Raw genomic sequence first — 19,409 nt, 5'->3', positions numbered from 1 at the left:
CGCATCGTCCGACCGTATTTTTTCCGCCGAGAGCCCGGAGGCGGCCCGTCCGCAGCCGCCGAACCCGCGCGCCACGCACCCGCGACCGGGCCCGGACGGGCCTGATTCCGGGCGCGCACCTGCCAGAATGCAGGGCGAACAGAACGCAGGGCGAAACCCGCGAGGGAACTCCCGCGAGGGAACTCAGGAGAAGGTGACCGGCTTCGTGACCATGCCAGTCGAACGCAAGATCGCCGAAGAGCTGGGCGTCCGCGAGGGGCAGGTGAAGGCGGCCGTCGACCTGCTCGACGGCGGCTCGACCGTGCCCTTCATCGCCCGCTACCGCAAGGAGGCGACCGGGGCACTGGACGACGCCCAGCTGCGCACCCTGGAGGAGCGGCTGCGCTACCTGCGCGAGCTGGAGGAGCGCCGCACGGCCGTCCTGGAGTCCGTCGAGGCCCAGGGCAAGCTGGACGACACCCTGCGCGCCCAGATCCTGGCCGCCGACTCCAAGGCCCGGCTGGAGGACATCTACCTCCCGTTCAAGCCCAAGCGGCGCACCAAGGCGCAGATCGCCCGCGAGGCCGGCCTGGAACCGCTCGCCGACGCCCTGCTCGCCGACCCGTCCCGGGACCCGCAGCAGCTCGCCGCCGGCTACCTGAACGAGTCGGTGGCCGACACCGCCGCCGCGCTGGACGGCGCCCGGTCCATCCTGGTCGAGCGCTTCGGCGAGGACGCCGACCTGGTCGGCTCGCTGCGTGAGCGGATGTGGACCCGCGGCCGCCTGGTCGCCAAGGTCCGCGACGGCAAGGAGCAGGACGGCGCCAAGTTCGCCGACTACTTCGCGTTCGCCGAGCCCTACACCAAGCTCCCCTCGCACCGCATCCTGGCCATGCTGCGCGGCGAGAAGGAGGAGATCCTCGACCTGGAGCTGTCGCCCTCCGACGGCGAGGACGGCGACCTGCCCGGCGAGAACGACTACGAGCAGCGGATCGCCGCCCGCTTCGCCATCGCCGACCGCGGCCGCCCGGGCGACAAGTGGCTCACCGACACCGTCCGCTGGGCCTGGCGCACCCGCATCCTGGTCCGGCTCGGCATCGACCTGCGCACCCGGCTGCGCCAGGAGGCCGAGGACGAGGCCGTCCGCGTCTTCGCCGCCAACCTGCGCGACCTGCTGCTCGCCGCCCCGGCCGGCACCCGCGCCACCATGGGCCTGGATCCGGGTTTCCGCACCGGCGTCAAGGTCGCGATCGTGGACGCCACCGGCAAGGTCGTCGCATACGACACGATCTACCCGCACCAGCCCGCCAACAAGTGGGACGCGGCGGTCGCCACCCTGGCCGCCCTCGCCAGGAAGCACCGGGTCGACCTGGTCGCGATCGGCAACGGCACCGCCTCCCGCGAGACCGACAAGCTCGCCGCCGACCTGATCACCCGCCACCCGGACCTGGGCCTGACCAAGGTGATGGTCTCCGAGGCCGGTGCGTCGGTCTACTCCGCCTCGGCCTTCGCCTCCCAGGAACTGCCCGAGCTGGACGTCTCCATCCGCGGCGCGGTCTCCATCGCCCGCCGGCTGCAGGACCCGCTGGCCGAACTGGTCAAGATCGACCCCAAGTCGATCGGCGTCGGCCAGTACCAGCACGACCTCAGCGAACTCAAGCTCTCCCGCTCGCTGGACGCGGTGGTCGAGGACTGCGTCAACGCGGTCGGCGTGGACGTCAACACCGCCTCCGCGCCACTGCTCACCCGGGTCTCCGGCATCACCGGGACGCTCGCCGACAACATCGTGGCGCACCGCGACACCAACGGCCCGTTCCGGACCCGCAAGGCGCTCAAGGACGTGGCCCGGCTCGGCCCCAAGGCGTTCGAACAGTGCGCGGGCTTCCTGCGGATCCCCGACGGCGACGACCCGTTGGACGCCTCGGCCGTGCACCCGGAGGCCTACCCGGTGGTCCGCCGGATCCTCACCGCCACCGGCGGCGACCTGCGGTCGCTGATCGGCAACGGCGCCGCGCTGCGGGCGCTGCGCCCGTCGGACTTCGCGGACGACACCTTCGGCGTGCCGACCGTCACGGACATCCTCGGCGAGCTCGACAAGCCCGGCCGCGATCCGCGTCCGGCCTTCCAGACCGCCGTCTTCAAGGAGGGTGTCGACAAGATCGGCGACCTGGAGGTCGGCATGATCCTGGAGGGCGTGGTCACCAACGTCGCCGCCTTCGGCGCCTTCGTCGACGTCGGCGTCCACCAGGACGGCCTGGTGCACGTCTCCGCGCTGTCCAAGAACTTCGTCAAGGACCCGCGCGAGGTGGTCAAGCCCGGCGACATCGTGCGGGTCCGGGTCACCACGGTCGACGTTCCGCGCAAGCGGATCGGCCTGACCCTGCGCCTCGACGACGAGGTCGGCCGCCCCGGCGGCGAGGGCGGCGGCCGACGCGACCGCGGCGACCGGGGTGACCGCGGCGGCGACCGCGGCCCCCGGCCTCCCCGCCAGGACCGCCGCTCCGGCGGCAACCAGCCCCCGGCCGCCAACAGCGCGATGGCCGACGCGCTGCGCCGCGCCGGTCTGACGAAGTAGCGAACACCTCCGGGCCGCGGGGGGGGCAACGCACCTGTTGCTCCCACCGCGGCCCGCAGGCGTGTCCGGACGGCCTGCCCGGCCCGCTCGCCCGGTCCCCGACGGCTCTGGGGCAGCCGTACGGGGCGTCGGTGGTCCCGGCGGCCCTCCGTTCCCGCGCGGGCGAAAAGCACCCCGGCCGCTGCGGGCCCGCGCCGCGGGGGTGCCCGAAGCACCACCGCTGACCTGGGCTATCCTCCGTTGATCAAGTCGCTCCCGGGGAGGAACCACATGCGGCGCAGCCGTGCCCTGTTCACCACGACGCTCATCGGCGCCCTGCTGACTGCGGGGTGCGCCTCGACCGGTGGCGTCGACGCGTCGAGCGGGACGGCCACGGCGTCCCCGGCCGCCTCCGGGCCCGCCGCGTCCGCGCCCGCAGCGGCTCCGTCCGCGTCCGGTACCCCGACCGGTCCGGCGCTCCCCGCCGGCTACGACCCGAGCCGTGACGCGGCGGCCGACATCAAGGCAGCGCTCGCACTGTCCGCCGGGGACCACCGCCGGGTGCTCGTCGACTTCGGCGCGGACTGGTGCCCCGACTGCAAGGTGCTGGAGAGGCTGTTCCGCTCGCCCGAGGTGGAGCCGGTGCTGCGGGAGAAGTACCGCGTCGTCGCCGTCGACCTCGGGAAGTTCGACCACAACCTCGAACTCGCCCGCCAGTACGTCGATCTGCAGACCAGCGGCATCCCCGCCCTGGTGGTGCTCGATCCGGACGGAACGGTCCTGACCGCCACCGACGACGGGGCGTTCGCCAACGCGCGGACGATGAAGCCGCCCGCCGTCGCCCAGTTCCTGAACCGCTGGGCCGCCAAGTGACCCACCGGCCGCGGCGGGCCGCCGGCGCGGTGGCCCTGCTGCTGGTCGCCGCGGCCGGCTGCGCGGGGCAGGGCGACGTCGGGGCCCCGCCCGCCGCCGAGTTCGAGGGCAACGGTGTCAGCGTCGCGGTCCGGCTGGACCGGGACACCGGCGGAGCGGAGCGACTGCGCGTCACCTTCCGCCCGCAGGAGTCCGGTTTCCACCTCTACAGCGTCGACCTGCCGGCCGGCGGCGTCTCGGGGCTCGGCATCCCGACCCGGCTCGCCGTCCGCGGCGGACTGGCCGCGGACGGGGCGCCGACGGCCGACCGGCCGCTGCGCACCGTCAGCCCGGCCGGGCTCGACGTCGAACTGCCGGTCTACCCCGACGGCCCGGTGACGCTCACCCTGCCCGTGCACCGGACCGGCGAGGCCCGGGCCGAGGCGGTGGTCAGCTACGGCGCCTGCAGCGAGGGGCGCTGCCTGATCCCGGTCTTCGACCGGGCGCTCGGCTTCGCACTCCCGTAGATCGGTTCGTCCGGCGGCGCTCCGGCCCCCCTGGGCCCGTTCCGGAGCCGGCCGTTGGACCATGGCGGGAGGTACGCCCGGCCCGGGACGGCGCCGCAGGCTTCCGGGCGGGCAGGCTCGCAGTGTGGGCCGGCCGGGGGCCCCGGGGCTCGGGTCGCGCCGTCCGGCAGATCGGGGGATGACCGCGTACCGGATGAGCGGAGGGGGCCCGGATCTCTCGATGCGTCAGGCGCGGGCCCCGGGACCGCAGGACCTTCTCCGGCTCCTTCGGGGCGTTCCTTCGCTGCCGGCCCGGGGCGCCCCGTCCGGACCGGCCCCGGAGCGGTTCAGGCGGCCCGGGTGCGGGACTCCACGGCCAGGTCGACCAGTTCGCCCCACCACGCCTCCCGGCCGTGCTCCAGCAGCAGCCGCGCCTCGGCCGGCGGCACCGCCCGGACCTCGACGACCTGCTCGCCGTCGTCCGGGTTGGTCGGGGAGGAGTCCACCTCCACCTCGGCCCAGCCCCACAGCCAGGCCTTCTCCGGGTGCGGCTGCCACGGGCGGTACGGCTCCGGGGTGTCCGTGACGGCCCGGTGCGCACCGATCCACACCGGCGGTCCGACCAGCCGCGCGCCCGCCTCCTCGCGCAACTCGCGGACCAGGCAGCACTCGATGCTCTCGGCTGCCTCCCGGGTACCGCCGGGCAGGAACCAGTGGCCGCGCACGTCGCGGCAGAGCACCACCCCGCCGTCGGCGAAGCCCACCAGGTGGATGTTGGTGATCAACTGATCGGGCGGCAGCTCCGCCGAGAACTGGGCGTCGATCCCGCCCCAGGCCCAGCGCTGGGGCGCGTGCAGGTTCGGGAACCGGGCCGCGAGGTCCGCGAGTTCCCCTGCTCTGTCGGTTGTGTCCGTCATCGATTGATCGTAATCCTCCCGTGCGCGTTCCACGGTGGAATTCATGCCCACGGATGTGTGCGACTCATTCCGCCGAGGGCCGGTGAGCCCGCGGCCGGCCGGCCCCGATAATCGTCCGGCCGACCCGGGACGACCTGGCATCATGTGCCGCAGCGACAGGGGTGGGGCGGATCATGGCACTGGACGAGGCGACCGCCGAGGCGGTCCGGTTCCTGCTGCGCCGGACGGGACCGGGGGCCCGGGAGCGGGTCTGCGCGCGGCTGGGGATCGACCCGCGGGCGGCCCGGTCGGACCGTGGCCGCCCAGCACACCGGACGGCCGCTTCCGGCAGGCCGTCCGGGAGGCCCCGGCGTCCGTCCGGTACTGGCTGCTCCAGGCCGACGACCCCGAGGTCAACCGGATCCTGTACGGGATGGCGGAGCTGCTGGCCGGACTGAAGTGGGACGTGGCGGAGGGCCTGCGGTTCGGTGGCCCCGCCGACCGGAGGGTGCGGCGCGCCCTCACCGGTCCGTCGCCGGAGCGGGTGCGCAGCCTGCCCGGGCGGCCGTCGCCTCCAGAATCCGCCCTACCACCTCGGCCGCAAGCTCCAGGTCGCCCGCAACAACATCGCCCAGGCCACCCGGTTCACCGTCTCCCTCCGGATCGACCCGGCCGACATCCCGGCCAACGAGTGGCTGATCGCCCGCTACGGCACCGTCGCGGAGACCGTCCTGGAGTGGTGGAAGAACGACCTCGACGAGGACGGCCGGGCCTGGATCAGCAAGCGCACCATGGAACGCCTCATCAAACTCCACGGGCGCGGCCTGCCCCTGGAGATGGGCACGGTCTACCTCGGCGACGGGGAGTACGCCCCGGTGCCGCTCACCGCCCAGCTCGACCGCCTCGCCGGCCGCCGGGCCACCGGTCTGCGGGAGATCGCCCGGGAACTTCCCGCCTGGGAGGCCCGGCTGCGGAGCGCGGCCGAGCAGTCCACCGAGGGGGCCAACGACACCGACCTGGTCCACCAGGCCATCGCCAACGCCGAACTCTCCCAGCTGCGCAGGCACCGGGCGGCGGTCACCCGGCTGGTGGCACTGCTTCCGCCCAAGCTCCGCTCCACCTACCTGGTCGGGGCCTCGGAGGACCACCAGCGGTACTGGATGGAGGTCTTCGCCGCCTCCCGCCGGTGAGCGGGCCCGGAGCCGGAGGCGGGGCCGACCGGATTCGAACCGGCGTTCGCGGTTCTGGAGACCGCTGCGCCTGCCTCTGCGCTACGGCCCCGCCCGGAGGGCGACTCTACCGGGTCACCAGGCGGCTTCCCGGTAGTCCTTCAGGAAGACGCCGGAGACGGGGGATCCGGCCTCGCCGCGGACGATCGGGTCGTAGACCCGGGCCGCGCCGTCGACGATGTCGAGCGGGGTGCGGAAGCCGGTGCCGGCGATCCGGGACTTCTTCGGGGCCGGGTTCTCGTCGGTCACCCAGCCGGTGTCGACCGCGCACATGTGCACGCCCTGACGGGCCAGTTCGGTGGCGCTGGTGCGGGTCAGCATGTTCAGCGCGGCCTTGGCCATGTTGGTGTGCGGGTGGCCCGCGGTCTTGTTGCGGACGGCGAACCGCCCCTCCACGGCGGTGACGTTGACGATGTAGCGGGCGGCGTGCGGCGAGGCCAGCAGCAGCGGCAGCAGACGGTCGCAGAGCAGCGCCGGGGCGAGCGCGTTGACCAGCTGGGTCTCCAGCACCTCGGCCGGGTCGAGGCCGCCGAGCGTGGCGGACCAGGAGTTGTCGGCGGCGGTGTCGGGCAGCAGCCCGGCCTCGTCGGCCAGCGCCAGCACCTCGCCGGACGGCAGGGTCGGGGCCAGCCCGGTGACCGGCCAGGCGGCGGTGAGGGCCGGCATCGGCCGGAAGCCCGGGGCATGCGCGACCGTGCAGCCGCGCGGGAGTTCCCCGTGCTCGCCGGCCGCCAGCAGGGCGTACGACTCGGGTGGGCGGCGCAGGGTCTGGGCGGCGTTGTTGACCAGGATGTCCAGCGGCCGGCCGTCGGCGCGCAGCCGTTCGCACAGGCCGAGCACCTGCCGCGGGTCGCGCAGGTCGATGCCGACCACGGTGAGCCGGTCCAGCCAGCGCTCGCTGCCGAGGGTGGCCCGGAACCGGCGCACGGTGTCGTGCGGGAAACGGCTGGTGACGATCAGTTCGGCGCCGTCCCGGAGCATCATCAGGGCGAGCTGGAAGCCGATCTTGACCCGGCCGCCGGTGACCAGGGCCCGCCGGCCCCGCAGATCGGTGGCCAGCCCCCGCCGGGCGGTGTTGTCGGCCGAGCAGCCGGGGCAGAGCATGTGGTAGAAACCGTCCACCTGACGGTATGTCGACTTGCAGACATAGCAGCGACGGGCCCGGCTGAGTTCGCCGAGCGGTGCCGCCCGCGCGGGCCGGACGAGCGGGGCGTCCTCGCGCCGGTCGATCGCGCCGGTCGCGGTGGCGGCGAGCAGTTCGGCATCGCCCCGGGTGCGGGCGTCACGGCCGGTCTGACGGCGGCTGCGGCGGCCCTCCCGGACGAAGGACTCGGCGATCTTCTCGGCGTGCAGCCGCACGGGGTGGTCCGCGGCAAGCCGGCGCAGCCGCCCCACCGTCTCGGCGTACGCCTCGAGTTCCGCCTCGTCCGGCGCCGGGTACTGCGGCACAACCCCTCCGACCGTCGTCCTGGTGCGGGCCCGGCCGGAGTCCAGCCGGCGTGTCCCGCCCGTGCGGGGCGGTGCGCCTGCCGCTGTGCTACGAGGCCCATGGTGCCTCCCGGGGGCCGGATTCGAACCGGCGTGCTCCGCGATGCCGTCGCGGCGGCGTCTGCCTCTGCGCCCACGCCCGGGGGCTGACAGGGATGCTAACGCCCTGATCGCGAGGCCGGGAAGCGGATAATCGCGGCCCTTCCCGATGCCGGGTGCTACCGTCTGGGCGTTGCGTGGGCGAATGATCAGGAACGGGGCGGGTGTGCTGGATCCGGCGGCGATAGCGGGTATGGCGGCGGTGGCGACCGGCATGGTGCTCACCCCCGGACCGAACATGATCTACCTGGTGTCCCGCTCGGTGTCCCAGGGCCGCCGGGCCGGGCTGATCTCGCTCTGCGGGGTCGGAGCCGGCTTCCTGTTCTACCTGCTGGCGGCCACCGCCGGGATCTCCGCCGTGTTCGCGCTGGTGCCCGAGCTGTACGTCGCGCTCAAGGTCGCGGGCGCCGGCTACCTGCTCTGGCTGGCCTGGAAGGCTGTGCGGCCGTCCGGCCGGTCCGTGTTCGCGACCCGGGAGCTGGCGCCCGACCGGCCGCGCAGGCTGTTCCTGATGGGCCTGCTCACCTGCCTGCTCAATCCCAAGCTCGCGATCCTCTACGTGTCGTTGCTGCCGCAGTTCGTCGACCCGCAGCGCGGCCATGTCGCGCTGCAGAGCCTGGTGCTGGGGCTGACCCAGATCGTGGTCGGCCTGCTCGGCAACGCCTTCTTCGTGGTGACCGCCGCCTCGGTGTCGGGCTTCTTCGACCGCCGCCCGCTCTGGCAGCGCCTGCACCGGTACGCGATGGGCACGGCGCTGGCCGGCTTCGCGGTCCGGATCGCCGCGGACTGAGGGGGCTCCGGACCGAGGCGGCTGCGGCCGCCGGAGCCGGCCGAGGCCGCGGCCGGGGATCAGCCGGGCGCGTACTCGGTGTGCAGCCGGCCGACCAGGGCGCGGAACAGCGCGAGGTTGGGGAAGTCGTCGGTCCTGCTGGTGAACCACTGCTTGCCGCGGACGTCCTTTAGGGCGATCCGGGCTCCGGCGGGGGAGGGTCCGTCCGGTGGAGCGTGGGGATCCACCGGACGGGGGTCTGCGGGGCGGCGTCAGCCGGTGTAGCCGGCGAAGATCTTCGAGAACTCGTACGGCGTCTGGGCGATGTTGGTGCACTTGTAGAGCGGGCCGGTGCAGGCGGCGGCGTCCCGGGTCATCTCCCAGAAGCCCAGCATGCCCAGGTGGTGCTGTTTGGCGAAGGCCACCAACTGCTGGGCGTCGCCCTGGTTGTAGACGCCGTGGTCGTCGTTCTCGCCGAGCATCGGGGTGACGGCGGTCATCGCCCACAGCTGGGCGTCGGTCCTGGCCGGGTAGAGCGCCTTCAGCTGGTCGTGGGTGCTCTGCGCGGCCTGGACGGCGTCGTCCCCGTAGTCGGTGGACGGCCGGTTGTAGTCCATCGCCATCACATTGACCACGTCCACGGCCACCCCGGCGTCCCGGGCGGAGCGCACCACGGCCACGCCGTCGGCGGTCAGGCCCTCCGGGAGGACCGGCAGGGTCAGCGAGACCTTCAGGCCGGGGTGGGCCTTCTGCAGCTTGGCCAGGGCGGCCGAACGGCGGTCGTTGGCGGCGGTGTCGACCACGGCCGCGCCCTCGATGTCGAAGTCGACGTAGCCGAGGTTGTAGGCCCTGACCACGGCGTCGTACTCGTTGAAGAGCGAGTCCACCGTCGTGCAGGCCTGGGCGAGCTCGGTGCCGGACGCACCGCCGAAGGAGAGCTTGACGTCGCCGCCGGCGGCCCGGATCGCGTCGATCTGATCCTTGCCCCAACCGGCCTTCGGGTCGTAGGCGTTGAACCAGCTCGCCTTGCAGCCGACCGAGGTGACGAAGGCCAGCGTGAAGGACTTGAGCCGGCCGGCCGCCGCCATGTCGGTGAGCACCGGCGTGGGCCAGGCGCCGAGGTCCACGTACGGCGCGACGGGCACCGCGACGCCGGGTGGCGGTGTGCTCTGGGTCGGGCTCGTGGTGGGTGTGGGCGTGGGTGTGGCTGTGGCTGTGGGCGTCGGGGTCGGGGTCGGGGTCGGGGTGCCGCCGGGGCCGCTGAGCGCCACGTCGTCGGCCAGATAGGCGCCCAGCCCGTACCAGCCGTGCAGGTAGACGGTCACGCTGGTGGTGGCCGCGCCGGTGGTGAAGCTGGTGGAGAGCTGCTGCCAGCTGCTGCCGCCGGGGGTCCAGACCGCCGGGTCGGTGACCCCGCTGCCGGTCGCGCCGAGGTAGACGTACTGGCCCTGGACCCAGGCGCTCAGTGCGTACCTGGTGTTGGGCCTGACGGCGACGGTCTGGCTGCACTGCGCGGTGGTGCTGTTGCCGGGCGTGCCGCGCAGGGCGTGCGAGCCGCTGTGCACCGGCGAGTCGACCACCGCTGCGGTGCCGCCGGTGCAGGTCCAGGCGCCCAGTGCGCCGCTCTCCAGGCCGGGGTCGGCCAGCAGGTTGGTGTCGGCGGCGTCGGCGCCGCCGGCGAGGCCGGCCACGGCGCCGCCCGCGAGGGCGGCGGCACACAGCAGGGGGACGAGTCTGGACCGCCGGCCGGCGGCGTGGCGGGGGAGCGCGGCGCGTGGCATGGGGGTGCCTTTCGGGACGGTGCCAGGGCGCCCGCGCCGGTCGTGGGGAGGCGCGGGTGCGCTGGCGGCGTGGGGGTCCTGAACCACCCGCCGTGGGGCGGCGGGTGCGGTGTGCGCGGAGCCGGGTCGGGCGGTGCCGTCCTGAGGAAATGTGGACTAGACCATGTGGGCACGTCAAGAACCCGGGGAGCGTTTACGCCCGTTTTAAGGTCGCCGTGCCGACTCGGCCCAGGGGGTCCCGCGAGCCGCGATGGGTCTGCGGCGTCCGGCGGTCGTACCGTGGAACTCGTTACCGAGGAGGACTTCTGATGCGCAGCGTGACCTATTCGATGGGCGTCTCACTTGACGGCTACATCGTCGGGCCGGACGGCGGCTTCGACTGGACGGTGCCAGACGAGGAGGTCTTTCGCTTCTGGATCGACGAGATTCGAGAGGTCGGCGTCCACCTGTTGGGACGACGGCTGTACGAGACGATGCTGTACTGGGAGACCGCCGACCAGGATCCATCGCTTGACGACTCAATGCTCGAGTGGGCCGCGCTCTGGAAGCCGCTCCCGAAGGTGGTGTTCTCGACCACGCTGTCGGCGGTGCAGGGCCATGCCCGCCTGGCCTCCGGCGGCCTGGCGGAGGAGATCGAGCGGTTGCGAGCCGAGCCGGGGGAGGGCGACATCGCGATCGGCGGCGCGACTCTCGCCGCCGAGGCGGCCGCGTTGGGTCTGATCGACGAGTACCGGGCCATGGTCCACCCGGTGCTGGTCGGCGGTGGCATTCCGTTCTTTCCCCAACGCGAGCGCCGGGTGGATCTCGAACTCGTCGAGACCCGCACCTTCAGCTCGAGAGTCGTCTACCTCCGCTACCGCGTGGCGCGTTAGCCGGCTCGTCCGCCGAGCCCTCCGAAGAACGGGCCGGCCAGTGACGTTCTCTCAGGGAAATGATCTGCGCGAGGCGGTGTGAACTACCGCCTGGCGAAGGCGAGTCGGACGGACCACACCCGACCGCAGACGCACGTGAAGCCCCTCGTAGGACAGGATCGGCACCCCGCGCGGCAGCCGGGCACTCGGCCCGTTCCGCCGGGCGGTCCTGGTCCTGCGCTGGTTCCGCGAACCCGGCTGCGTGCACTGCCTGGCGCGCGACTACCTGCGACCGGGCGCCACAAGGGCGGCCACCATGGACAGCCAGTTCCAGGGGCGGGGCTGACTGTCCATGGTGGCCGAGGGCCGGCGCGCAGCGCCGCCGTAGGCGCCGGGGCCGTACCGGCACCGGCGACGACTACGGCCCGATCCTGGCCTTTCTGCAGCCCGATGACGCGCGCTGGATCACCGGGACACCATCCCCGTCCCCGGCGCCACGCACTGACGCCACCTGGTCTGCGCCGCCGACCCGAAACCGGCTCGGCCGGAGCGATTGCCCAAGGTCAGCGAGGGGCCAGGAGGCAGAACTCGTTGCCTTCCGGGTCGGCCAGAACCGTCCAGGAGATTGCGGACTGGTCGATACCGGGGTCGGTGGCGCCCAGGGCGCGCAGTCGGGCTTCCTCTGCTGCCAGGTCGTCACCGGGGTAGGGGCGGACGTCGAGGTGGACGCGGTTCCACACGCTCTTGGTGTCGGGGGTGCGGACGAACTCCAGGTAGGGGCCGACGCCTACGGCGGAACGCATGGTCGCGTGGTCGTCGGTGACCTCGTGCAGCGTCCAGTCCATCGCCTCGTCCCAGAACCGGGCCATCCCTCGTGGGTCGGTGCAGTCGACCACCACCGCGGCGATCGGTCCGGTGTCCTGGTAGATCGGACGGGGCTCCAGGACGCAGAACTCGTTGCCCTCCGGGTCGGCCATGACCGTCCAGGGGACGTCGCCCTGACCCACGTCGGCGAGCGTCGCGCCGAGATCCTTCAGGCGCGCGACCAACTCCGCCTGATGGGCGGTCGAGGTGGTGGCCAGATCAAGGTGCACCCGGTTCTTCACCGTCTTGAGTTCCGGGCGGGCGATGATGTCGATGCAGACGGCCACGGGGTCGGGGTAGGCGAAGCCCACGGGTTCGAGGTTGGTCACGCCGGGTCCCTCGCTGTCGACACCCCAGCCCAGTGCCTCCGCCCAGAACCGGCCGAGCACCGAGTCGTCCTGGGCCTTCATATTGATCTGCACGAGTCTTGTTGCCATGCCACAGATCCTAGAAGCTGCCGCCGACCCGGGCCGCCGCGATCAGACATCTGCTCGACCCGGTACTGGCCATGGTCGCCCTCGTCGAGACTGTGCGAGTCCTTGTGAACGAAGGCGAGGCCCGACCACGCCACCTGCATCCGACCGGCCAATGGCACGGAGCCCGAACTCCGACGGCTCGCTGACGCCACTGGCCGATCGGATGCTGCTCAAGCCCCGCGCCCCTGACCGGCCGGCTCGGCCCGCACAGTCCACGGGCGGGTGGCCCCGGCCGACGACGCCGGGCTTGACCTCGAGTGCACTCCAAGGGGCAGGCTGGGAACCGCACTGACGACCCGTCCGAAGGAGTTCCAGCGATGCGCACCACGACACTCGGCAGCGACGGCCCGCAGATCGGCGCGATCGGCCTCGGCTGCATGGGAATGACCTGGGCGTACGACCCGAGCGGGCGCGACGACGCGACCTCGGTCGAGGTGATCCGCTCGGCGCTCGACCTCGGGGTCACCCTGATCGACACGGCCGACATCTACGGGCCGTACGACAACGAGGAACTGGTCGGAAAGGCACTGGCCGGCGAGTACCGCGAGCGGGCCGTGCTGGCCACCAAGGTCGGCCTGGTGCCCGGCACCGGGGACGTCAGGGTCGGGCGCGACGGGCGGCCCGAGCACGTCCGGCAGGCGATCGACGCGAGCCTGCGCCGGCTGGGCACCGACCACGTCGACCTGTACCAGCTGCACCGGGTCGACCCCGAGGTGCCGATCGAGGAGACCTGGGGCGCCCTCGCCGAGGCCGTCGCCGCCGGCAAGGCCCGGGCGATCGGGCTCTCCGAGGTGACGGTGGAGGAGATCAGGCGCGCCCAGGCGGTCCACCCGGTGGCGTCCGTACAGTCCGAACTCTCGCTGTGGACCAGGGACGCGCTCGCCGAGGTGCTGCCGTACACCGAGGAGCAGGGCATCGCCTTCCTGCCGTTCTCCCCGCTCGGCCGCGGTTTCCTGGCCGGCCGCTTCGGCTCCGCCGCCGACCTGCCGGCCGACGACTGGCGCGCCACCCTGCCGCGCTTCCAGCCCGAGGCGCTGGCGGCCAACCTGGCGCTGGTGGAGAAGGTCCGGGAGATCGCCGAGCGGCTCGGCGCGACCCCGGCGCAGGTCGCGCTGGCGTGGGTGCTGGCCCGGGGCCGGTACGTGGTCCCGATCCCCGGCACCAAGACACCGCGGTACCTGGCCGACAACGCGGCCGCCGCGGACCTGGTGCTCGGCGCCGAGGACCTGGCGGCGCTCGACGCCCTCCCGGCCCCGGTCGGCGACCGGTACTGACCGCGGGCCGTACCGGCGGCAGGGCTGCCCGGCCTACCGGGCAGCCCTGCCGTGCGGTCAGCGATCCATGACCCAGACCAGGTTGTGGCCGGTCTCCGCCGGAGCGGTGATCTCGGCGTCCTGGACGCGGTCCAGCCGGTAGCCGAGCTTGCGCGGGATGGCGGCGCTGGCGGCGTTGGACCGGTCGCAGTGGATCTCGACCCGGTCGACGCCGGGAAGGGCCAGGGCGGCCGTGGTCAGGGCGCGCGCCGCGGCGGTGGCCAGACCCCGGCCGACGTGGTCCACGTGGACCCAGTAGCCGATCTCCAGGGCGCCCGGGCCGATCCGCCCGTGCAGGCCGAAGGCGCCGACCACACTCCCGGGTCGGTCGTCCAGACCGGCGACGAACATGAAGTCGGTGCCCTGGTCCCAGACCTCCTCGCCGGCGCGGCACATCTCGTTGCTGTGCTGGAGGGTCGGTGCCTCGTTCGCCCAGGGCATCCACGGGCGCAGGTGCGCCAGGTTGGTGCGGACGGCCGCGTTCAGCCCGGGCCCGTCCGCCTCGCGCCGGCGGCGCAGCGAGACACCGCCGGGGAGCGGGATCAGCTCGGGCGGACGGCCGTCCGTGATGGGTGTGGGCAACGGTGAAGGTGTGTCGGCGGTACGGCTCATGGCCGGATTATCTCCTGGCCGCACCTGCTCCGACCAGCGCATTTAATCAGAGCGCCCGACGGCTTCAGAGCCTCACCAGCACCTCGCCGAGGTCCTTGCGACGGAGGTCGGGCACCCGGGCGTCGTCCGCCGGATAGCCGACCGGGATGACGTACGCGGCGCGTTCCTCGGCGGGCCGGTCGCAGACCTCGTTGAGGAAGCGCATCGGGCTCGGGGTGTGGGTGAGGGTGGCCAGCCCGGCCTGGTGCAGGGTGGCGAGCAGCAGGCCGACGGCGATGCCGACCGACTCCTTGGTGTAGTAGGGCCGCGGCGAGCCGGGGCCCTTGTGCACCTCGAAGACCACGATCACGGCCGGCGCGTCCGCCAGGAAGGGCTTGCGCCAGTCGGTGCCGATCGGCGCCAGGGCCGCCAGCCACTCCTCGGAGGCACGGTGGGCGTAGAACTCGCGTTCCTCCGCCTCGGCGGCCTCGCGCAGCCGCCGCTTGCGATCCGGATCGGTGATCACGACGAACCGCCAGGGCTGCACATGGGCGCCGCTCGGGGCGGTGGAGGCGGTCCGGACCGCCCACTCCACCACCCCGTCCGGAATCGGTCGGGTCGAGTAGTCGCGGACGGTCCGGCGCTGTGCCATCACGTCGTGGAAGGACCTGGCGCGGGCCTCGGCCTCGTGGGCCGGCACCGTCATGGGCCGGAGCTCGACGGTCGGGTATGCCGTCGGCGATGCACTGTCAACCATGGGAGCCAGCACAGCACATGACGGTGCGTTGATGAAAGGGTCCAGTCCAATCAGGCTTCGCGGACCAGACCACTCTCCACCGTCAGCCGCCGGTTCACCGTCACCGTCTCCAGCATCCGCCGGTCGTGGGTGACCAGCAGCAGGGTGCCGGTGTACGAGGCGAGCGCCGACTCCAACTGCTCGATCGCGGGCAGGTCCAGGTGGTTGGTCGGCTCGTCCAGCACCAGCAGGTTGACCCCGCGGCCCTGCAGTAGGGCGAGCGCCGCCCTGGTCCGCTCACCGGGGGACAGGGTCGCGGCCGGGCGCATCACATGGGCGGCCTTGAGTCCGAACTTGGCCAGCAGGGTACGGACCTCCTCCGGGGCGGTGTCCGGCACGGCGGCGGCGAACGCCTCCAGCAGCGGCTCCTCGCCGAGGAACAGCCCACGCGCCTGGTCGACCTCGCCGACCACCACGCCCGAGCCCAGCACGCTGCTGCCGCCGTCCAGGTCGAGCCGGCCGAGCAGCGCCGCCAGCAGGGTGGACTTGCCCGCGCCGTTGGCACCGGTGATCGCGACCCGGTCCGCCCAGTCGATCTGCAGGTCCACCGGACCGAGCGCGAACTCCCCGCGCCGCACCGACGCGCCCCGCAGGGTGGCCACCACCGAACCGGAGCGCGGCGCGGAAGCGATCTCCATCCGCAGCTCCCACTCCTTGCGCGGCTCCTCGACCACGTCCAGACGCTCGATCATCCGCTGGGTCTGCCGCGCCTTGGAGGCCTGCTTCTCGGTCGACTCCTGCCGCTGCGCCCGGCCGATCTTGTCGTTGTCCGGGCCCTTGCGGCGGGCGTTGCGGACGCCGTGCTCCATCCAGTTGCGCTGCATCCGGCCGCGGGCCTCCAGCGAGGCCTTGGTGTCGGCGTACTCGTCGTACTCCTCGCGGGCGTGCCGACGGGCGATGTCCCGCTCCTCCAGGTACGCCTCGTAGCCGCCGCCGTACACGTTGACCTTCTGCTGGTGCAGGTCCAGCTCGACCACCCGGGTCACCGTACGGGCCAGGAACTCGCGGTCGTGGCTGATCAGTACGGTGCCCGCGCGCAGGCCCTTGACGAAGGACTCCAACCGCTCCAGGCCGTCCAGGTCCAGGTCGTTGGTCGGCTCGTCCAGGAGGAAGACGTCGTAGCGCGACAGCAGCAGCGAGGCCAGGCCCGCGCGGGCGGCCTGGCCGCCGGACAGCGCGGTCATCGGCAGGTCCAGGCCGACCTTGAGGCCGAGCGTGGCGGCCACCTCCTCGGCCCGCTCGTCGAGGTCGGCGCCGCCGAGCTCCAGCCAGCGGTCCAGGCTCTCCGCGTACGCGTCGTCGGCGCCCGCCCGGCCCTCGACCAGGCCCTCGGTCGCCTCGTCCAGCGCGGCCTGCGCCGCCGCGACGCCCGTGCGGCGGGCCAGGAAGTCGCGGACCGACTCACCCTCCCGGCGCTCCGGCTCCTGCGGCAGGTGCCCGACGTTGGCGCTCGCCGGGCTGAGCCGCAGCGAGCCGCCCTCGGGCGTGTCCAGGCCGGCCATCAGCCGCAGCAGGGTGGACTTGCCGGCACCGTTGACCCCGACCAGACCGATCACCTCGCCCGGGGCGACCACCAGGTCCAGCCCGGAGAAGAGGGTGCGGTCGCCGTGGCCGGCGCTGAGATCCTTGACGACGAGAGTGGCACTCATGATGGCCCGATCCTAGTCGGCGCCACGGCCGGCCCAGGTCGGGGCGGTCCAGGTCCGGGCGGTCCGGCTCCGGGCGGCCCGGGGCCGCCACGGGTCGGCGGGTCGCGGATTAATCCGTTGCGGCGCTCCGAGCCCCCGGCCTACCGTGGAACCGCCGGGCGGAGGTCCGCCCGGTTCCGCCCCACACGTCTGGAGAAGGCCCTTGCTCGTCTGAGGTCACGAGACACCGCCCCCCGCGCCTGAAGACCCCGGCGTGCGGCGTGAGCGTGCGACCTCGGCTGAGCCGGCCCCGGATCCGCGGGCCCCTCCCCTCTGTGCCGTCGTGCCGCACCAGCGGTGTCTCCCGTGTTGCTCCGATCACCCACGGCAACCGCAGGAGGCCTGCATGTCACATCCCCTTTCCTCCGTCCTGTGCACCGACCTCTCCTTCGAGTGGCCCGACGGCACCACCGTGCTGGACGGCTTCCACCTCGCGGTGGGCCCCGGCCGTACCGGCCTGATCGGCCTCAACGGGGCCGGCAAGTCCACCCTGCTCCGGCTGATCGCCGGTGAGCTCACCCCGACCGCCGGCGCCGTCCGGCTCGGCGGCGAACTCGGCTACCTGCCGCAGGACATCACCACCCGGTCCGACCAGGGCGTGGACGAGGCGCTCGGCATCCGGGCCGCCCGCCGGGCCCTGCACGCCATCGAGTCCGGCGACACCGACGAGCGGCACTTCGCCGCCCTCGGCGACGACTGGGACGTCGAGGAGCGCGCCCGCGCCACCCTCGACCGGCTCGGCCTGCACCTGGACCTCGACCGCACCGTCGGCGACCTCTCCGGCGGCCAGGCCGTCCTGCTCCACCTGGCCGCCCTGCTGCTGCGCCGCCCGGACGTGCTGCTGCTGGACGAACCCACCAACAACCTCGACCGGGCCGCCCGGGCTCGGCTGTACGAGGCGGTGGCCGCCTGGCAGGGCGTCATGCTGATCGTCAGCCACGACCGCGAACTGCTGGAGCACGTGGACCGGATCGCCGACCTCCGGGACGGCGAAGTCACCTGGTACGGAGGCAACTTCAGTGACTACCAGGCGGCCCTGGCGGCCGAGCAGGAGAGCGCCGAGCGGCTGGTCCGCAACGCCGAGGCCGACGTCCGGCGCCAGCAGCGCGACCTCGTCGAGGCCCGTACCCGGCTGGAGCGCAGCGCCAGCTACGGCAAGAAGCGCTCGGTCACCCGGAACGACCCGAAGATCTTCTCCGGCAAGCTCAAGCGGCAGGGCCAGGAGACCGCCGGACGGCTGCGCGGCATGCACACCGAACGGCTCACCGAGGCGAAGGAGCGCCTGGTGTCCGCCGAGGAGGCGGTCCGCGACGACGCCGAGATCCGGATCGACCTGCCGCACACCGCCGTCCCCGCCGGTCGCACGGTGCTCACCCTGGACCGGGTCCGGCTCGCCCACGGCGCCAGGATCCAGCTGGAGCTGCGCGGGCCGGAGCGGATCGCCCTGGTCGGCCGCAACGGCTCCGGCAAGTCCACCCTGCTGCGCACCGTCGCGGGCGAGCTCGCCCCACTGGAGGGCGAGATCGGCACTCCGGTGCCGCTGCGGTACCTCCCGCAGCGGCTCGACCTGCTCGACGACGCGCTGACCGTGGTCGGCAACGTCCGGACGTTCGCGCCCCGCGCCGGGGACAACGCGATCCGGGCCCGGCTGGCCCGCTTCCTGTTCCGGGGTGCCCGGGCCGACCAGCTCGCGGGCACCCTCTCCGGCGGCGAGCGGTTCCGTGCCGCGCTGGCCGCGCTGCTGCTCGCCGAGCCGCCGCCGCAGCTCCTGCTGCTCGACGAGCCGACCAACAACCTGGACCTGGCGAGCGTCCGCCAGCTCACCCAGGCGCTGTCCGGGTACCAGGGCGCGCTGGTCGTGGCCGGTCACGACGTGCCGTTCCTGCGCGGCCTCGGCATCACGCGGTGGCTGGAGTTCGAGGACGGCGAACTGCGCCGGATCGACCCGCTCTGAGCGGGCCGTACGCGCCGGTCCGGCGGGGCGCCCCGCGTACGCGGGGACCCCCGCCGGACCGGTCGGCGATACGACAGATCCGTTCAACCGCGCCCCAGATGACGCACCATCACCGTATTCACCGACCCGCGATGGTGCCGGGTCGCTCGGATGCGTAGCATCGTGCAGCCGAGCGCATCCGCGGCCGGCGGATCCGACCTCCGAGCGACCTGGGACGTGCCTTGATCGAGGATCTGCTGGCCGGGCTGCTGGGCGCGCTGCTGCCGGTGCCCGGCATCGGGGGGCGCCGCCGCCGACGGCAGTGGCGCGATTTCGAGGCCGGCCGGGTGGTCACCTTCGAGGCCTGCGCGCTCGGCGCCAGGCCTTACTGCCGGCCGGACGTCGGTGTGCTCAGCCTCTCCCGGACGGAGCTGCTGGCGGCCTCGTCGAGCGGCACCGGCTCGATCGCCCGGCAGCTGCCGATGGACCGGATCGAGGTGGTGCTGGTCCGCGACCGGCTCAGGTCCGACCCGAAGAGCATCCGGCCGTTCTGGCGGGTGGCCGAGTGCCGGGACGAGGACGCGGTGGTCCTCCTGGGCTGCGCCCCCGGCGAGATGGAGCTGCTGCTGCACGCCCTGCGCCGGGGGCCGGCCACTGAGACCTGGGATCGAACTTCGATCGAATGACAAAGGGTGATCGGACACTCTCCGCGGCACACCATCCGGCGGAGCGGACGGCAGGAGC

The 19,409-nt window shown here is 73.3% G+C and carries 17 protein-coding genes and 2 tRNA genes; 9 read left to right on the top strand and 10 right to left on the bottom strand.

What is annotated here, in order from left to right:
- The first annotated feature begins 211 nt into the window (after positions 1-211).
- The 3 genes from OG871_RS10060 (at position 212) to OG871_RS10050 (ending at position 3,912) form a co-directional block, all read left to right on the top strand.
- On the top strand, positions 212-2,554 hold the full coding sequence (locus OG871_RS10060) for a Tex family protein (RefSeq protein ID WP_371503264.1): 2,343 nt from the start codon (positions 212-214) through the stop codon (positions 2,552-2,554).
- Positions 2,555-2,824: 270 nt separating this feature from the next.
- Positions 2,825-3,406: a thioredoxin family protein gene (locus tag OG871_RS10055; protein ID WP_371496063.1), complete on the top strand. Its 582-nt coding sequence runs from the start codon at positions 2,825-2,827 to the stop codon at positions 3,404-3,406.
- Positions 3,403-3,912 (top strand): hypothetical protein, encoded by a 510-nt coding sequence (locus OG871_RS10050; protein WP_371496062.1) that lies wholly within the window; start codon positions 3,403-3,405, stop codon positions 3,910-3,912. The genes OG871_RS10055 and OG871_RS10050 overlap by 4 nt, the downstream gene beginning before the upstream one ends.
- Positions 3,913-4,238: 326 nt before the next feature.
- Here the strand turns inward: OG871_RS10050 and OG871_RS10045 are convergent, their stop codons facing one another.
- Positions 4,239-4,808 (bottom strand): NUDIX hydrolase, encoded by a 570-nt coding sequence (locus OG871_RS10045; protein WP_371496060.1) that lies wholly within the window; start codon positions 4,806-4,808, stop codon positions 4,239-4,241.
- A 467-nt stretch (positions 4,809-5,275) separates the two neighbouring features.
- On the opposite strand from OG871_RS10045, the gene OG871_RS10040 reads away from it, so the two are divergent.
- Positions 5,276-5,977, top strand: a complete 702-nt coding sequence (locus tag OG871_RS10040; protein ID WP_371496059.1) for a hypothetical protein — start codon at positions 5,276-5,278, stop codon at positions 5,975-5,977.
- 19 nt (positions 5,978-5,996) lie between these two features.
- On the opposite strand, the gene OG871_RS10035 is transcribed toward OG871_RS10040, so the two are convergent.
- The 3 genes from OG871_RS10035 to OG871_RS10025 form a co-directional block, all read right to left on the bottom strand.
- Positions 5,997-6,068, bottom strand: a tRNA-Trp gene (locus OG871_RS10035).
- Positions 6,069-6,091: 23 nt separating this feature from the next.
- A complete protein-coding gene (locus OG871_RS10030; protein WP_371496057.1) occupies positions 6,092-7,465 on the bottom strand; it encodes an SDR family NAD(P)-dependent oxidoreductase in 1,374 nt (457 codons plus the stop codon).
- A 107-nt stretch (positions 7,466-7,572) separates the two neighbouring features.
- Positions 7,573-7,648, bottom strand: a tRNA-Ala gene (locus tag OG871_RS10025).
- Between the two features lie 121 nt (positions 7,649-7,769).
- Between OG871_RS10025 and OG871_RS10020 the strand changes: the two genes are divergently transcribed.
- Positions 7,770-8,393 carry a LysE family translocator gene (locus tag OG871_RS10020; RefSeq protein WP_371503263.1) on the top strand — a complete coding sequence of 208 codons (624 nt, stop codon included), beginning with the start codon at positions 7,770-7,772 and terminating at the stop codon, positions 8,391-8,393.
- Positions 8,394-8,452: 59 nt separating this feature from the next.
- Here the strand turns inward: OG871_RS10020 and OG871_RS10015 are convergent, their stop codons facing one another.
- Positions 8,453-8,620 carry a hypothetical protein gene (locus OG871_RS10015; protein ID WP_371496055.1) on the bottom strand — a complete coding sequence of 56 codons (168 nt, stop codon included), beginning with the start codon at positions 8,618-8,620 and terminating at the stop codon, positions 8,453-8,455.
- A 24-nt stretch (positions 8,621-8,644) separates the two neighbouring features.
- Positions 8,645-10,153: a carbohydrate binding domain-containing protein gene (locus tag OG871_RS10010; RefSeq protein WP_371496053.1), complete on the bottom strand. Its 1,509-nt coding sequence runs from the start codon at positions 10,151-10,153 to the stop codon at positions 8,645-8,647.
- Positions 10,154-10,461: 308 nt separating this feature from the next.
- Between OG871_RS10010 and OG871_RS10005 the strand changes: the two genes are divergently transcribed.
- Positions 10,462-11,025: a dihydrofolate reductase family protein gene (locus tag OG871_RS10005; RefSeq protein WP_371496051.1), complete on the top strand. Its 564-nt coding sequence runs from the start codon at positions 10,462-10,464 to the stop codon at positions 11,023-11,025.
- A gap of 542 nt (positions 11,026-11,567) precedes the next feature.
- Here OG871_RS10005 and OG871_RS10000 read toward each other — a convergent pair.
- Positions 11,568-12,305, bottom strand: coding sequence for a VOC family protein (locus tag OG871_RS10000; protein WP_371496050.1), 738 nt, complete (start codon positions 12,303-12,305; stop codon positions 11,568-11,570).
- 356 nt (positions 12,306-12,661) lie between these two features.
- Here OG871_RS10000 and OG871_RS09995 point away from each other — a divergent pair, with 356 nt between their 5' ends.
- Complete coding sequence (locus tag OG871_RS09995) at positions 12,662-13,618, top strand: aldo/keto reductase (RefSeq protein WP_371496049.1); 957 nt, start codon at positions 12,662-12,664, stop codon at positions 13,616-13,618.
- A gap of 57 nt (positions 13,619-13,675) precedes the next feature.
- Here OG871_RS09995 and OG871_RS09990 read toward each other — a convergent pair whose 3' ends face one another.
- The 3 genes from OG871_RS09990 to OG871_RS09980 all read right to left on the bottom strand — a co-directional run bounded on the left by OG871_RS09990 (position 13,676) and on the right by OG871_RS09980 (position 16,693).
- Positions 13,676-14,239, bottom strand: coding sequence for a GNAT family N-acetyltransferase (locus OG871_RS09990; RefSeq protein ID WP_371496048.1), 564 nt, complete (start codon positions 14,237-14,239; stop codon positions 13,676-13,678).
- A 94-nt stretch (positions 14,240-14,333) separates the two neighbouring features.
- Positions 14,334-15,005: a nitroreductase family protein gene (locus OG871_RS09985; RefSeq protein WP_371496047.1), complete on the bottom strand. Its 672-nt coding sequence runs from the start codon at positions 15,003-15,005 to the stop codon at positions 14,334-14,336.
- A 50-nt stretch (positions 15,006-15,055) separates the two neighbouring features.
- The gene (locus OG871_RS09980) at positions 15,056-16,693 is read right to left on the bottom strand and encodes an ABC-F family ATP-binding cassette domain-containing protein (RefSeq protein WP_371496044.1); all 1,638 of its coding nucleotides are present in this window, start codon (positions 16,691-16,693) and stop codon (positions 15,056-15,058) included.
- Between the two features lie 385 nt (positions 16,694-17,078).
- On the opposite strand from OG871_RS09980, the gene OG871_RS09975 reads away from it, so the two are divergent.
- On the top strand, positions 17,079-18,686 hold the full coding sequence (locus tag OG871_RS09975; protein WP_371496042.1) for an ABC-F family ATP-binding cassette domain-containing protein: 1,608 nt from the start codon (positions 17,079-17,081) through the stop codon (positions 18,684-18,686).
- Positions 18,687-18,907: 221 nt separating this feature from the next.
- Complete coding sequence (locus OG871_RS09970) at positions 18,908-19,351, top strand: hypothetical protein (RefSeq protein ID WP_371496040.1); 444 nt, start codon at positions 18,908-18,910, stop codon at positions 19,349-19,351.
- Positions 19,352-19,409 lie beyond the last annotated feature (58 nt).

The organism is Kitasatospora sp. NBC_00374, from assembly GCF_041434935.1.
Taxonomy (GTDB): Bacteria; Actinomycetota; Actinomycetes; order Streptomycetales; family Streptomycetaceae; genus Kitasatospora.
This window is presented reverse-complemented; position numbering and strand designations above follow the sequence as displayed.